Consider the following 15,244-nt stretch of genomic DNA (forward strand, 5'->3'; position numbering starts at 1 on the left):
CGATGCAACGGCGGAGAGATCCACATCGGACGGGGCGCACAATAGTGCCTCGTCCTGGGACTGCCAGTATCTTGCTGGCTCCTGGGCGGGGGACCTTTGCGGGCGGAAGCCAGCAAGATGCTGGCGGTCCCGGGGGAAATCCAAAATCGCCTATGCAGATCAGCGTCTTCGAGACCGGATATCAGGCCTCGACAAGCCGCATGATGGTATCGACGTTGAAACGGATCCGTTCTTCAAGCGCTTCGGGGGTCATGAGGTCGCGTTGAAAGACAATCGAACCGGTATAGCGATTTGTAAAATAGTAATATCCGATTGCTGCAATCGTGATGTTCAGTTGAACGGGATCAATGCCTGACCGGAATTCACCCGTCTCGACGCCGCGATCAAGCAATTTCCCGACCATGTCGACAAAGCGCGTGCTCACCTGGCGCACGACTTCGGATTTCTTGATGTGCTTTGCCTTGTGCAGATTGGCGCTGTTGACGAGCGTCAGAAATTCCGGGTTCTTCAGGTAATAATTCCAGGTAAATCGCACCAGGCGCTCAAGCGCATCCTTGGGGGGCAGTCGTTCCAGATCGAGCTTTTGCTCGGCCGTTCGTATGTCGGAATAGGCATCTTCCAAGACGCGTTGAAATAAATCCTCCTTACTTTTGAAGTAATGATAGATCATGCGCTTGTTGGCCTTGGCGCGTTCGGCAATGATGTCGACCCTTGCGCCGCCAAGTCCGTTTTTCGAGAATTCCTTCTTCGCCGCGGCAAGGATTCTCGCTTGCGTGGCTTCCGCGTCTCGGATCCGGGGTCGCTTGGGGGGATTGGTGAGCATTCCTACCTCATTGGGCGTCGCCTGATGCGGAGCCGTCCGTGATGGTACTCGAGGCCGCGTGCCTCTTTCCAGTTACGCTTTGTCGGCCGGTCGGCGGATTCGATCAAGAATTTTGGTAACTTACTGGTTACTTTGACGCTGCGCCAGTGCCGCTTCCACTTTCCCGCTTTCCCTTGCCGTAATGATCCGAGGCTGTGCCCGCGCATCCGGCAGCGTTGACACATCGACGATAACGAAGTAACTAGATAGTGCAATATCGAGAACGCGACAGCGTCCAATGGCGCTCAAAAGCGCGGCGCGATGCGAAGGTCGGCAGGGAGGAAAACATGTCGTTCATCAAGAAATTCATCGAGCAGGAGACGATCAATCGTCGCAATCTGCTCCTGGCATCCGCCTATGGCCTGGGCGGGTTGGCGACGCTCGGAGCGTTGGGTTCGACTGCCGCAAGGGCGGCAGCATCCAGCCCGACGATAGCCTGGAGCTATCGAGACAGGACCAATCCCTATTGGAACTACATCGTCTCTGGCGGCGAGGCCTTCGTCGAGAGCCTGGGGCTGCCCAAGACCGCACTGGTCAACCTCATCAATGAGGGATCCAGCGAAAAGTCGCTGGCGGACGTCAAGGCGTTGCTCGGCAAGAACGGCAGCAAGGTCGCACTGGCGATCGATGCGAACGATGCGCCGAACTGCCGTCCCGTGGTGGAGGCCGTTGCGGCCGCCGGCGCCTATGTCTCGACCATCTGGAACAAGACCGACGACCTGCATCCCTGGGACTTCGGCGACCACTACGTGTCCCACATGACCTGGTCGGACGAGGGGCCGGCAGAGCAGACTGCCCGCATCCTCATGGACGCCATGGGCAAGAAGGGCGGCGTGGTTCATCTGGGTGGGATCGCCTCCAACAATCCCGCCATCGAGCGCCTCAACGGGCTCAAGAAGGCCCTCAAGGACTATCCCGACGTGCAACTGCTCGATGCGCAGCCGGCAGACTGGGATACGCAGAAGGCAAATCAGGTCATGGCCGGCTTCATCACGCGCTATGGCGACGAGATCAAGGGCGTTCACTGCGCCAACGACACGATTGCCTACGGCGTGCTCGAGGCGCTGCGTGCAGAGGGCATCGAGGGGATGCCCGTCGTCTCCTATGACGGCAACCAGCAGGCTGTGGAACTCGTCGCCAAGGGACAGATCCTGGCGACCGTCTTCACCAACCCCTACTGGGGCGGCGGCATCAGCGCGGCGCTCGCCTATTACGCAGCGACGGGAGCCTTCAAGCCTTCGAGCGAACCCAAGGAGCACCGCGAGTTCTATGGGCCGACGATCCTGGTCACGCCCAAGGACGCCCTGGAATTCAAAGCCAAATATCTCGACACCAATCCCAAATATGATTGGAAGGACTTCTGGGGCCCGAGCAAGGGGCAGATCCAGTACAAGTCCTGATCCCTTCCTCCCGCACCGGCCGCACGCCCTCCAGGAGGAGGGCATGCGGCCGCGTCCCGTTCCCTCCGATGCAAGAGCGCGACATGGATAGCTTGCTCACCAAGGACAATATTCAAAAGTGGGCACCCGTCCTGGTGCTCCTGGCGCTCGTGTTGTTCTTCTCGGTCGTCAATCCCAACTTCCTGTCGGTGCGCAATTTCGCCCGCATCGCGATTTCGTCGACGCCGGCGCTGATGGTCGCGGTCGGCGTGACGTTCGTCATCCTGATGGGCTCCATCGATCTGTCGATGGAAGGCTCGGTTGCGGTGTGCGCGGTGCTCTTTGCCACGCTGTTCGGGGCGTTGGGCGGTTCCCTTGCCGGCTGGGGCTGGCTGGCGATCCCGGGCGCTATGGCGGTCGGTGCAATCTTCGGAGCCGTCACCGGCCTAGTCCATGTCCGCCTGAAGATTCCTTCCTTCATGGCCAGCCTGTCGATGGGTTTCGTCGGCATCGGTCTTTCGCTGCTGATCACCGGCGGTGACCGCATCCTCGTCGAGGATCCTCTCTTTCGCTCGCTGCTCACCTATCGTCTCGGCGGCTTCCCGTTGATGGCGTATGTGGCGCTTGCGGCGGTGGTCGCCGGCTGGTTCATCCAGACACAGACGACCATCGGACGAAATTTCTACGCCGTCGGAGGCGGCGAGGACCTGGCCCACGCATCGGGGCTCAATGTCTCCAGGGTACGGGTCATCTGTTTCATGATCGCCGGCGTCTTCTACGCCCTCGGAGCCATTCTCGCCGTAGCCCAGATCGGCATCGCCGAGACCGTGACCGGCCGAAACTTCATGTTCGTCTCGGTCACATCGGTCGTCGTCGGCGGCACGGCGCTTTGGGGCGGAGCCGGCGGCGTCTGGAACACACTGGTCGGCGTGCTGATCGTCAATGTCATCGGCAATGGCATGGTGGTGATCGGCCTGCCGAGCTACGTGCAGGATGGCGTCCTCGGCCTCCTGGTCATCACAGCAGTCTATCTGTCCACCGATCGTCGATCGCTGGCCTTTGTGAAATAGGCGCGCCATGTTCGAACTTCGAAACGTCGAAAAACGCTTCCCCGGCGTCCATGCGCTGAAGGGCATCAATTTCCAGATCGACCGCGGCGAGATCATCGGGCTCGTCGGCGAGAACGGCGCCGGCAAATCCACGCTGATGAAGGTGATCTACGGCGCCGTCCAGCATGACGGCGGCGAGGTGCTCGTCGACGGCAAGGCCGTCCGCTTCCAGAACCCGCGCGAAGCCATGGATCGCGGCGTGGGCATGGTCTTCCAGGAGCAGTCGCTCATCCCCAACCTGACCGTGATGGAGAACATCTTCCTCGGATTCGAGAAGCAGTTCGCCCGCTTCGGCAAGATCAACTGGAAGCGCATGGCGAAGGCGGCGGGCGAGCAGTTGAAGAAGGTCAAGCTGCAGATCGACCCCAGGACGGTCACCTCGAAGCTCTCCTTTGCCCAGCGCCAGCTCGTCGAATTGGCGAAGGTGCTGACGCTCGAGGAGCGGGTGCACGGCCATCTCGTGATCCTCCTCGACGAGCCGACATCGGTCCTTTCGAAGGAGGAGATCGGGCTGCTGTTCAGCCTGGTACGAGACCTGCGCAAGCGGGCGTCCTTCATCTTCGTCTCGCATCGCCTCGACGAAGTCATCGAGCTGTCCGATCGCATCTATGTGCTCAAGGATGGCGCGGTGGTCGATGTGGTCAAAGGCGCCGAGGCCAAGGCCGAAGCCATCCAGCAGCGGATGGTTGGCCGCGACATCAACCAGGAATATTACCGGGAAGAAAAACAGCGTCCCTACGATGTCCAGAAGCTGCTCTTGCAGGCGGACCAGATCAGCCTGCCCGGGCACTACCGGGACATCTCCGTCAAACTGCATGCCGGCGAGGTGCTGGCACTCGTCGGGGTCGAAGGGTGCGGAAGCGAGGCGATCCTGCGCACGATCTTCGGCCTTGAGCGGATGCAATCGGGCGCATTGGCCGTCCAGGGCAGCCAGGTGCACGACTTCGGTCCTTCGCAGGGTGTCGCCCGCGGCATCGGATATGTTCCCAGGGAGCGCAAGATCGAAGGCATCGTCGGCGGCATGAACGTCTTCGAGAACATGACGCTCTCGCAGCTTGGCAACTATGCCAAGGCCGGCGTTCTGGACATTGGCTCCGAGCGCAAGCTCGCGCGTGACTGGATCAAGCGCCTGTCGATCAAAGCCTCCTCCGAGAACGCCGATTGCGGAAACCTTTCGGGTGGCAATCAGCAGAAGGTCGTGCTCGCAAAATGGCGCAGTGGCGGCTCGAACATCATCCTCCTCGACCATCCCACGCGTGGCCTCGACATCGGCGCCAAGGAGGACGTCTACGAAATGATCCGGGAGATGTCAGCCGACGGCGTGGGCATCGTGCTCATCGCCGACACACTCGAAGAGGCCATCGGCCTCAGTCACACCATAGCCGTTGTCAAGGATGGCGAGATCCAAAAATGGTTCAATTGTCAGCCAGGCGCAAAGCCCTCCCTCTACGACCTGCTTCATCATATGACGTGAGCGCCAGGGTGATGAATCTCCACCAGCTCAAGCGCCATTTTCCCTGGATCACGCTTCTCGTGCTGATCCTGCTTGTCGGCATCATGGATCCGACCTTCCTCAGGCCGCAGAACCTGATGGAGCTCGGCGCCGACATCGCGCCCCTGTTCATCATGGCGCTCGGCATGACGCTCGCCATCTATATCGGCGGCATCGATCTTTCGGCTCAGTCCGTCGCGAACATGACGACGGTGCTCGCCACCCTGTCGCTGCCCTATCTCGGCGTCTTCAGCGCACTCCTGATCGCGCTGGTGGGCTTGCTGTTCGGTGCCGTCTCCGGGCTGGTGACGACGAGGCTCAAGGTGCCCTCCTTCATTGCCACCTTGGCGGTTGGCGGCCTTGCCCTTTCCGTCGGCCAGTTCGCTTCGGGCCAGCGTGCCTTGCACATGGATGTAGGGGCGAGGGACCAGGCGTTCGGATGGATGTTCGGCAGAACCGCCGGCATCCCGCACGAATTGATCGTGTCGCTGGGACTGCTTGCGATAGCCTGGTTCATTCAAAGCCGGACGACTGCCGGGCGCACGCTGAAGGCCGTGGGTGCCGGCGAGCTGGCGGCGGTCGCATCAGGCATACGCGTCGAGCGCTACAAGATCCTGGCCTTTGCCCTTTCCGGCCTGTTTGCGGCGATCGCGGGGCTCATGTTCTCGGTCAAGCTGTCGGGCGGCTCGCCGACCCTGGCCGAGGGCTTTCTCCTGCCAGCCATCGTAGCGGTGCTGGTCGGCGGCACCCCGCTCACCGGCGGCGTCGGTGGTGTCGTCAATACGCTCATCGGCGCGATGATCGTGGCCGTCGTGCGCGCGAGCATGCTCTATCTCAATATCCCCGCGACGGGTCAGCAGATCTTCTTCGGCATCGTGCTCATCGTCGCGATCGCCCTCACCATCGACCGCTCGAAGATGCGGATCGTGAAGTAAGCGAGGGGAGAGCCACATGGAAACAATGCGAGCCGCGGTGCTTACCCGCCCCGGGGCATTCGAAGTCCGGGACGTTCCCATCCCTCGGATCGGCCCGGATGACGCTCTCATCAAGGTGGATCGCTGCGGTATCTGCGGCACCGACATCCATATCTTCAAGGGCCACTATGCCGCCGACACCCTGCCCTTCATTCCCGGGCATGAGCTCACAGGCACGGTGAGCCGCGTGGGTGACAGGGTCCAGGGCTTCGAGGTCGGACAGCGTGTCGTTGCGGACGTCAATATCGGCTGCGGACATTGCTACTTCTGCCGCCGCGGCGAGGTCCTCAATTGCCAGGCAGTCAGTCAGATCGGAATCCATCGCGATGGCGGGTTTGCGGAGTTTGTCGCGGTTCCTGCCCGGCTGGTCATTCCCGCGCCCAGCGAAGCCAAGCCCGAGTTGCTGGCGCTGACGGAGCCGGTCGCCTGTGTTGTCAGGGCCGCGCGCAAATCCGGCATCGGTTTCGGCATGTCGGTTGTCGTGCTCGGCGCAGGGCCGATCGGCAATCTCCATATCCAGATGATGCGCCTCGTCGGAGCCGCCCCGATCATCGCCGTGGAGCCGTCGCGACCCCGAGCGGAACTCGCCGAGAGGGCTGGCGCCGATCTCGTCATCACCGACCCCAAGGACGCCCGCAGGCTCGTCGCCGAGGCGACGGAGGGGCGTGGAGCGGACGTGGTGATCGAAAGCGTCGGCGCCCCCGCACTCTACGCCGAGGCTTTCAGGCTCATCCGTCCCGGAGGCCATGTTGCCGCCTTCGGCATCACGGGCCCCGGCGACAGCGTGCCGCTTCCCTTGCTCGAAACGGTCCTGCGGGAAAACTCGGTCAAAGGTTCAGTGGCCGGCATTGGCCAGGATATGCACGATGCGCTGACGCTGCTGACCCACGGGCGCTTCCAAATCGAGCCCTTCATCGGCTCGGTCGTGCCACTGAGCGCAATTCAGTCCGCCTTCGAGACCATCCAGGATCGGCCGACTGTTCTGAAAACACAGATCGATACGACGGCATGACCGCTTCGGGTCCCCCGAGGTAACGGAATGACAGGCGCCTCGGCCGCGTTGATACAATTGCTCATAGAATAAAAGGATTGAGGACATGGACCAGGTCGTCGGTAGACAGTCGCTTCCCGACAGTCCCAGGACTTTCGGCTTTTTCGTCGATGGGAAGCAGATAGAGGCGGGCGACCGCGCCTATTTCGAGCGCCGCAGCCCGGGGCATGACGTGCCGGTGACGCGCATTCCAAAGTGCACCAGGGAGGACCTGGACCTTGCCGTGAAGGCGGCGCGTCGCGCTTTCGAGGACGGGCGCTGGTCGAGGATCCCGGCCGTGGAGCGCGCGAACGTGCTCTTGCGCGCCGCGCAGATCCTGCGCAGCCGCGCGGCAGAACTGGCCTATTGGGAAACGCTGGAGAACGGCAAGCCCATCAGCCAGGCGAGGGCGGAAGTGGATGGCTGCGCCGGCATGTTCGAATATGCCGCCGGTCTCGCCAGGACGCTGCATGGCGATGCCTTCAACAATCTGGGTGACGGCATGTTCGGCCTGGTCACCCGGGAGCCGGTCGGCGTGGTCGGCCTGATCACGCCGTGGAACTTTCCATTCCTGATCCTCTGCGAAAGGGTGCCCTACATCCTCGCGGCCGGTTGCACCATCGTCGCAAAGCCCTCGGAGGTGACCTCGGCCACGACCCTCATGCTGGCCGAGATCCTGTCGGAAGCGGGGCTGCCTGACGGCTGCTACAATGTCGTCACCGGCTCGGGCAGCGTCATCGGTCAGGCCATGACCGAACACCTCGACATCGACATGGTGTCCTTCACCGGTTCGACCTCCGTGGGCCGACGCTGCATCGAGGCCGCCGGCGGCAATTTCAAGAAGCTCGGGCTGGAACTCGGGGGCAAGAATCCGCAAATCGTCTTCGCGGATGCGGACCTGGAGGATGCCGCCGATGGCGTGGCCTTTGGCATTGGCTTCAACACCGGCCAGTGCTGCGTGAGCGGCAGCCGCCTGATCGTCGAACGATCGGTGGCCAGTGAGTTCGAGAAGCTGGTTGCCGCCAAGCTGGCAAAGGTCAAGGTCGGCGATCCGCTCGATCCGACCACGCAGATCGGCGCCATCACGACAACGGCCCAGAACGAGACCATTCTGGGCTATATCACCAAGGGCAAGGAGGAGGGCGCGCGTCTTGTCTGTGGCGGCGGAGCGCTCGACTTCGGTCGCGGCCAGTATATCGCGCCCACCTTGTTCGGGGACGTTACCGGTTCGATGGCGATTTCCCGCGACGAGATTTTCGGCCCCGTGCTTGCGGTCATGCCCTTCGACAGCGAGGACGAAGCGATCGCCATGGCCAATGACACCGTGTATGGCCTGGCCGCGAGCGTGTGGACCAAGAACATCGACAAAGCCTTGAACGTGACACGCCGTGTTCGCGCCGGCCGCTTCTGGGTCAACACCACGCTGGCCGGTGGCCCGGAACTCCCGCTCGGCGGATTCAAGCAGTCGGGCTGGGGCCGCGAGGCTGGCTCCTACGGCATCGAGGAGTATACCCAGATCAAGTCCGTCCATATCGAGATTGGCAAGCGCGAGCCTTGGGTGCGCTGATGAAGGAAGATGGCTACGATTATGTGATCGTCGGCGGCGGGTCGGCGGGCTGCGTGCTTGCTGCACGCCTCAGCGAAAACCCTGCCGTGCGCGTGCTTCTGCTGGAGGCCGGCGGCCGCGACAGCAACCCCTATATCCACATGCCGGTCGGCTTCGCCAAGATGACCTCGGGGCCGCTGACCTGGGGGCTCAAGACGGCGCCGCAGCGCCATGCCTGCGACCGGGAGATCCCCTACGCCCAGGCAAAGGTGATCGGGGGCGGCTCTTCGATCAATGCGGAGATCTACACGAGAGGCCATGCCGCCGATTTCGATCGCTGGGCGGGGGAGGAGGGGGCTGCCGGCTGGTCCTTCAAGGAGGTGCTGCCCTATTTCATACGATCCGAAGGCAACACCATTCTTTCGGGCGACATGCATGGGGCGGACGGACCGCTGGGTGTCTCGAACCTGCCCGATCCGCAGCCGATGTCGCGCGCCTTCGTCCAGGCCTGCCAGGAGTTCGGCATGCCCTACAATCCGGACTTCAACGGCAGGGCGCAGGAAGGGGCGGGGATCTACCAGACGACCATCCGGAACGGGCGGCGCTGCTCGGCTGCCGTCGGCTATCTCAGGCCGGCGGCGAAGCGATCCAATCTCACCGTCGAGACCGGTTGCCTGGTCCGGCGCATCCTGTTCCAGAATGCGCGCGCCATTGGCGTCGAATTCGTCAGGAATGGCCAGCTCATCACCGCCAGGGCCGAGAGCGAAGTTCTCATCACCTCCGGGGCGATCGGATCGCCCAAGATCATGATGCTGTCGGGTGTCGGGCCTGCCGATCATCTCAGGAAGCTCGGGATCGACGTGGTCGAGGATCTGCCCGGCGTGGGCGAGAACCTCAACGACCATTTCGGCGTCGATATCGTGGCTGAACTGAAGGGGCCGACCAGCCTCGACAAGTATAACAAGTGGCATTGGATGCTATGGGCGGGGCTCCAGTATCTGCTCTTCAAGTCCGGGCCGGTCACCTCCAACGTCGTCGAGGGCGGCGCCTTCTGGTATGGCGATGCCGATGCCGCGATACCGGACCTGCAATTCCACTTCCTTGCCGGCGCGGGCGCCGAAGCGGGCGTGCCCACGGTTCCCTCCGGGTCCGGCATTACGCTGAACTCCTACACGCTCCGCCCGAAAAGCCGCGGATCGGTCAGGCTGGCTTCCTCCGACCCAGCCATCAATCCGATCGTCGATCCGAACTTCCTGGCTGAGCCGGACGATGTCCGGGTTTCCGCTGAAGGCGTGCGGATCAGCAGGGAGATCTTTGCCAAGCCGTCCCTGCAGAAGTTCATCAAGCGCCTGCACGTACCTGGCGACGATGTCAGAACCAACGCGCAGTTCGTGGACTATGCGCGCCAGTACGGCAGGACTTCCTATCACCCCAGCGGCACCTGCAAGATGGGCATTGATGCGATGGCCGTGGTCGATCCCCAGTTGCGAGTGCGGGGCCTCGACCGGATCCGCATCTGCGACAGCTCGACATTCCCCAGCCTGATCGGCTCGAACACCAATGCCGCCGCGATCATGGTCGGCGAGAAGGCTACGGACCTTATCCGCGGGAATATGTGAAAGACTGGAGTTCTTTCTGGGATCGCAGGCATCCTTACCTGCTCTTCCCGTCCGTCTGGCAAACACCTCCAAGCGCAGGCATCTCAGCCACAACCATCAGGATGGCTATGGCTGAGATGCCTGCGATCCCCAAGAGAGTTGATCTCAACGCGACTTGGTATGAGTGCAAGTCGCGATCTATTGCGTGTAATTGCCCCCTTATCCGGAAGGCGCCTCAGTCCCATTCCGGCGCCCAGGGGATGAGGTCACGCCCGACGATGCGCAGGTTCTTCTGCGTTTGCGCGTCGATCCGCGCCATGTCGATGCTCGAAAGCGTGAAATCCATGATGTCGAAGTTCGAGCGGATGTTTTCCGGTTTCGTCGACATCGTGTTCAGCGGCACGCCTTTTTGGAGAATCCAGCGCAGCACCACCTGTCCCGCGGTCTTCCCGTAGGCCTGGCCGATCTCGGCAAAGAGCGGCTGTTCGAAGACCTTTCCTCGTGCGACCGAGCAATAGGATGAAAGCGGGATGCCGGTCTCGTTGGCGGCGGCCAGCAGAATGTCCTGATTGAGGAAGGGGTGAAACTCGACCTGGTTGGTGACAAGCGGCGCATCGACGATCGATCTTGCCTGCCTCATCATGCGCGCCGTGTAGTTCGAGACGCCGATGTGGCGGGCCAGGCCACGCTGCCGTGCCTTTTGCAGGAGTTCGAGCGAGGGGGCGATATGGCCGTCGGCCGGCGCCCAGTGAACCAGCAGGACGTCGGCGAAGTCGACCCGAAGGTCCTTCAGGCTTTGTTCAACCGACGGGAGAAAGCGCTCTTCGGAGAAATTGTGGATGCTGACCTTGGTGGTGATGCAAAGTTCGTCCCGCTTTACGCCGCCATTGGCCAGGCTTTCACCGACCTCGGCTTCGTTCTCGTACATCTGCGCGGTATCGAAGGCGCGATATCCGGTGGCCAATGCCGTTTCGATCGCCTGCCGACACGCGTCGCCGCGCAGGGGGTAGGTACCGAAGGAGCGCTGGAACGTCCGCGTGAAATAGATGCTCATCCCTGTCGTTTCCTTTTTTATCGCACTATCTAGTTACTTATATATCGTGTCTCGCCGTCCGGCAAGCGCGGTGGGTGGCTTCTGGGAGGCGGGCGGCGGAGAAAAGGAGTTGAAGGCGCTGGCGCTATAAGGTACTAACCATATAGTTACTTATAAAAATCCTCGCGAGGAGACGATGTCCAAAATCAGGAGCGCGCTCGAGGCAGTGCAGCGCATCGGTGACAAGGCGGTCGTTGCCGTCAATTCCTCCAGCGGGCTTTGCTGCCCGGACCTGGTTCTCCAGGCACTGGGGGAGCGGTACCGCGAAGAGGGCCATCCCCGCCAGCTTACCATGATCCACCCGATTGCCGCGGGCGACATGTTCGGCACCAAGGGTGTAGACCATCTGGCCCAGGACGGTCTCATCGACACCATCATCGGCGGGTCCTATCCGTCGGGACCGTCTTCGGCGGAGCCGCCGCTGATCTGGAAGATGCTCGGCGAGAACAAGATCAGCGCCTACAACGTGCCCAGCGGCATCCTGTTCGACATTCTCAGAGAGGCGGCCGGAAAGCGTCCCGGCGTCCTGACCAAGGTCGGGCTCGACACCTTCGTCGATCCGGCGCTCGATGGCTGCGCCATGAATGACCGCGCCCGCTCGCAGCCGATCGTGCGCAAGATTGAGTTCGAGGGCGACGAGTGGCTCTATTTCCCAGCGATCGCACCGGACGTCGCCATCATCCGAGCCTCGACGGCGGACGAACGTGGCAATCTGACCTTCGAGCATGAAGGCGCCTATCTCGGCGCCATGGAGTTGGCGCTGGCTGCGCACAATTCCGGCGGTACCGTCATTGCGCAGGTCAAGCGGATCGCCCAATCGGGCACGCTGCGTCCTCATGACGTCAGGGTGCCGGGCATCCTCGTCGACATCATCGTCGAGGCGCCGGACCAGTTGCAGACGACGGCGACGGCTTATGACCCGGCCATATCGGGCGAGCTGTTTCGCCCCCTCGATACGTTCACGATCCCCGCTTTCGATGCGGCCAAGGTGATGGCTCGCCGGGTGGCGATGGAGCTCGAGAACGGCTGGGCCGTGAATATCGGTTTCGGCATTTCCGCGAACGTTCCGCGCATTCTCCTGGAGGAAGGCCGGCATGGCGAGATCACCTGGGTGATCGAGCAAGGTGCCGTCGGCGGCATCCCGCTACTCGACTTCAAGTTCGGTTGTTCCTCCAACGCGGAGGCGTTCGTGGCCTCGCCGCATCAGTTCACCTATTTCCAGGCCGGCGGCTTCGATGCCTCCCTCCTGTCGTTCCTGCAGATCGGGGAGGATGGCTCCGTCAACGTCTCCAAGCTGGCGGTGCGGCCGCATGTGACGGCCGGCGCCGGAGGCTTCGTCGACATCACCTCCCGCGCCAGGAAGATCGTGTTCTCGGGCTACTTCAATGCCGGTGCGAAATTGTCGGTGGTCGATGGCAAGCTGAGGATCGACAAGGAAGGCAAGGTTGCCAAGCTCGTGCCCGAGGTCGACCAGGTCTCGTTCTCCGGCAAGCGCGCCACGCTGCAGAACCAGGACGTGACCTATGTCACCGAGCGCTGCGTGCTGAAGCTGATCGACGGCCGGCTCACCGTGACGGAGATTGCGCCGGGCGTCGACCTCAAGCGTGATATCCTCGACCAGGCCGCCTTTCCGCTCACCGTGGCCGAGCCTCTCCCGCTGATGTCGGCCGACCTGTTCGAGCCCGATCGCCGCAGCCGGCAGGCAGTCACCAGAGAGGCGGCCGAGTGATGAGCGGGGATGGTGTTCGGCTGAAGATCGAGGGGCCTGTTGCGAGCATCGTCATCGAACGCGAGGGCAAGCTCAACGCCTTCGATGCTGCCATGGTGGCGGAGCTGCAACGTTTGTGCGCTCTCATCGAGCACGATGCGACCATCCGCGTCGCGATCCTGACGGGGGCCGGGACGAAAGCGTTTTCGGCAGGCGGTGACATCGAGGCCTGGAGCCGCGAGGCTCCTGAGGATTTCGGCCGGTTCTGGGTGCGCGAGGGACACGCCGCCTTTGACGCGCTGGCCCGGCTGCGCCAGCCCCTGATCGCCGTGCTGAACGGCCATGCCTTGGGCGGAGGCCTGGAGCTCGCTGCCTGCGCGGATTATCGCATTGCGGAAGCCCACGCCAAGATTGGGCAACCGGAGACCGGGCTCGGCATTATCCCGGGATGGTCGGGTACACAGCGCGCAACACGGCGCTTTGGTGCCCAGGCCGTGCGACGCATGGCGATCTTCGGCGAGATCTTGACCGCGAAGGATGCACGCGAACTCGGTATCGTGGACGAGGTGGTGGAGACCGGCCAAGGGCTTGCCCGGGCCATGGAGGTCGCGGAAAAGGTGTGCTCGCGCGCGCCCTTGGCGACCGAGATGACCAAGATGCTGGTGAACGCCGCCGAAGCGGAGGAGACGGAACGGGTTTTCGACTGCCTGGCCGGCATAGCCGCCGCACAGTCGAGCGAGCTGCAGGCGGGCCTCGCCGCCTTCCGCGAAAGGCGACCGCCGAAATTCTGACCGGCCGCCTTACGGCCGACAGATCTTTGTTCCGAGGCGCTAGCTTTGGGAAAAGACGCGCTGCTTCTTTACCCTCCCCATCGAGGGGAGGGTATGTTTGCGCGGACCCAGCAAGAGACGGTCTCCACGCGCGTGGCATTGGCTTGCCGTCTCAGCGATAGACCATCAACTGGTTCTCTCCGGACTGGACGATGTCTCCAGTCTGCTTGCGTACACAAAACCCCAGTATGAGGATGCCTCGGTCCGGCCGCGATGTCGTCCGCTTGTCCCTGATGCCGACGCGGGCGGCGATCGTGTCGCCGGCCAGGACGGGGCACTCGAACCGAAAGTTCCAGCCTAGCGAGGCGATGGCGAGGAAGCGGGCCTGCGCCTGGTTCTTCAGCCCATCGACGAGCGACAGGATCAGGAGGCCATGGGCGACGCGAGAGGGAAAGCCGTGAGCACGCGCCGCATCATCGTCCATATGGATCTCGAAGCGGTCGCCGGTCAAATCGGCGAAGGCATCGATCAGTTCGGTACCCACATGCCTTGCCGGTGTGTCGAACCAATCCCCGATGGCCACATCTTCATAGCGCAGTCCGGTCGCCGCGAGGCGGCGACCGGTGTCGGGTGCGATGTCGTTCATGTCGGCACCGGCGCGTCCTCGCGCAGCAATTGCTTGCTTTTCAGCTCGGCCCAGAAGTCCGAGGGAATGGGGTGGCTGAACCAGTCCAGGTTCTGGTCGAGTTGCTCCACCGTGCGCGTTCCCGCGCAGAAGGCCGGGATGGCGGGGTGGGCGACGACGAATTGGAGCGCCGCAGCGGCAATCGGCACCCTGTGGTCGCGGCACACCGCCTCGATCCTGGCGACCTTCTCCATCACCGCGGCTGGGGCGGGGGCGTAGTTGTATTTCGCGCCGGGCACCGCGCCGGTTGCCAGGATCCCGGAATTGAAGCCGCCACCGACCAGCACGGCCGCACCCCGCTCCTCGCAAAGCGGCAGGAACCCGTCGAGAGCCTCCTGTTCGAGAAGCGTGTAGCGGCCTGCCAGGAGGAAGCAGTCGAAATCGCGCTGCTTGAGCGCCTCGTGGCAGACTTCCCATTCGTTGACGCCCACACCGATCGCCTTCACCGCGCCTTCCGAGCGCAGGCGCTCCAGAGCGCGCCAGCATCCGTCCATGGCCTGCCTGAAGACTTCCGGCTGATCGTCGCCACGAGTGAAGCGGTCGATGTCGTGAATGAACAGCATGTCGATGCGCTCGAGCGCGAGCCGCTGCAGGGAATCCTCGAACGCCCTCATCGTGCCATCATAGCTGTAGTCGAAGCTCATGGTGTTCGGCGCCGCATTGACCCAAGGCGAGAAGTCGATGTCGGAACGCCGGGCCGGATGCAGGACGCGCCCAACCTTCGAGGCGACGACGAAATCATCGCGCTTCTTCCAGCGCAGCGCCTGCCCCAGGCGCAGTTCAGAAAGGCCATGACCGTACATCGGTGCGGTGTCGTAGAAGCGCACGCCGGCATTCCAGGCATGCTGTACCATTTCGTCGGCAACCGGTTCGCTGATCTCGCGCAAGAAATTTCCGATCGGCGCCGTCCCGAAGGCAAAGGGGGTGACCTCGATGTCGCTGCGGCCGAATTTCCGCTTTTCCGATGGCTTCATGATTTCCTCCGTTGGCATCGCTCT

General features: G+C 62.7%; 13 protein-coding genes. 9 read left to right on the top strand and 4 right to left on the bottom strand.

Going from position 1 to position 15,244, the window contains the following annotated elements:
- Positions 1-181: 181 nt before the first annotated feature.
- Positions 182-823, bottom strand: coding sequence for a TetR/AcrR family transcriptional regulator (locus AB4037_RS03730; RefSeq protein ID WP_434960548.1), 642 nt, complete (start codon positions 821-823; stop codon positions 182-184).
- Between the two features lie 326 nt (positions 824-1,149).
- On the opposite strand from AB4037_RS03730, the gene AB4037_RS03735 reads away from it, so the two are divergent.
- From AB4037_RS03735 to AB4037_RS03765, 7 genes are all read left to right on the top strand, one after another.
- On the top strand, positions 1,150-2,262 hold the full coding sequence (locus AB4037_RS03735) for a sugar ABC transporter substrate-binding protein (RefSeq protein ID WP_441770577.1): 1,113 nt from the start codon (positions 1,150-1,152) through the stop codon (positions 2,260-2,262).
- 83 nt (positions 2,263-2,345) lie between these two features.
- Entirely contained in the window at positions 2,346-3,311 is a 966-nt protein-coding gene (locus AB4037_RS03740; RefSeq protein WP_441770578.1) for an ABC transporter permease, read from the top strand.
- A 7-nt stretch (positions 3,312-3,318) separates the two neighbouring features.
- Positions 3,319-4,824 (top strand): sugar ABC transporter ATP-binding protein, encoded by a 1,506-nt coding sequence (locus AB4037_RS03745; protein WP_434960551.1) that lies wholly within the window; start codon positions 3,319-3,321, stop codon positions 4,822-4,824.
- 11 nt (positions 4,825-4,835) lie between these two features.
- Positions 4,836-5,777: an ABC transporter permease gene (locus AB4037_RS03750; RefSeq protein ID WP_441770826.1), complete on the top strand. Its 942-nt coding sequence runs from the start codon at positions 4,836-4,838 to the stop codon at positions 5,775-5,777.
- 16 nt (positions 5,778-5,793) lie between these two features.
- Positions 5,794-6,828 carry a zinc-dependent alcohol dehydrogenase gene (locus tag AB4037_RS03755; RefSeq protein ID WP_441770579.1) on the top strand — a complete coding sequence of 345 codons (1,035 nt, stop codon included), beginning with the start codon at positions 5,794-5,796 and terminating at the stop codon, positions 6,826-6,828.
- Between the two features lie 85 nt (positions 6,829-6,913).
- On the top strand, positions 6,914-8,413 hold the full coding sequence (locus AB4037_RS03760; RefSeq protein WP_434960553.1) for an aldehyde dehydrogenase family protein: 1,500 nt from the start codon (positions 6,914-6,916) through the stop codon (positions 8,411-8,413).
- Entirely contained in the window at positions 8,413-10,011 is a 1,599-nt protein-coding gene (locus AB4037_RS03765) for a GMC family oxidoreductase (RefSeq protein WP_441770580.1), read from the top strand. The genes AB4037_RS03760 and AB4037_RS03765 overlap by 1 nt, the downstream gene beginning before the upstream one ends.
- Before the next feature lie 214 nt (positions 10,012-10,225).
- On the opposite strand, the gene AB4037_RS03770 is transcribed toward AB4037_RS03765, so the two are convergent.
- Positions 10,226-11,044 (bottom strand): aldo/keto reductase, encoded by an 819-nt coding sequence (locus AB4037_RS03770; protein ID WP_441770581.1) that lies wholly within the window; start codon positions 11,042-11,044, stop codon positions 10,226-10,228.
- A 175-nt stretch (positions 11,045-11,219) separates the two neighbouring features.
- Here AB4037_RS03770 and AB4037_RS03775 point away from each other — a divergent pair, with 175 nt between their 5' ends.
- Together AB4037_RS03775 and AB4037_RS03780 are read left to right on the top strand one after the other, a co-directional pair.
- On the top strand, positions 11,220-12,812 hold the full coding sequence (locus AB4037_RS03775; protein WP_441770582.1) for an acyl CoA:acetate/3-ketoacid CoA transferase: 1,593 nt from the start codon (positions 11,220-11,222) through the stop codon (positions 12,810-12,812).
- Positions 12,812-13,582, top strand: coding sequence for an enoyl-CoA hydratase/isomerase family protein (locus AB4037_RS03780; RefSeq protein WP_434961347.1), 771 nt, complete (start codon positions 12,812-12,814; stop codon positions 13,580-13,582). Before AB4037_RS03775 ends, AB4037_RS03780 begins: the two co-directional genes overlap by 1 nt.
- Before the next feature lie 151 nt (positions 13,583-13,733).
- Here AB4037_RS03780 and AB4037_RS03785 read toward each other — a convergent pair whose 3' ends face one another.
- Positions 13,734-14,207 (bottom strand): MaoC family dehydratase, encoded by a 474-nt coding sequence (locus tag AB4037_RS03785; protein ID WP_441770583.1) that lies wholly within the window; start codon positions 14,205-14,207, stop codon positions 13,734-13,736.
- Positions 14,204-15,220: an aldo/keto reductase gene (locus AB4037_RS03790; RefSeq protein WP_441770584.1), complete on the bottom strand. Its 1,017-nt coding sequence runs from the start codon at positions 15,218-15,220 to the stop codon at positions 14,204-14,206. Before AB4037_RS03790 ends, AB4037_RS03785 begins: the two co-directional genes overlap by 4 nt.
- Between the last annotated feature and the right edge of the window lie 24 nt (positions 15,221-15,244).

Source organism: Labrys sp. KB_33_2, assembly GCF_052114505.1.
Lineage (GTDB): Bacteria > Pseudomonadota > Alphaproteobacteria > Rhizobiales > Labraceae > Labrys.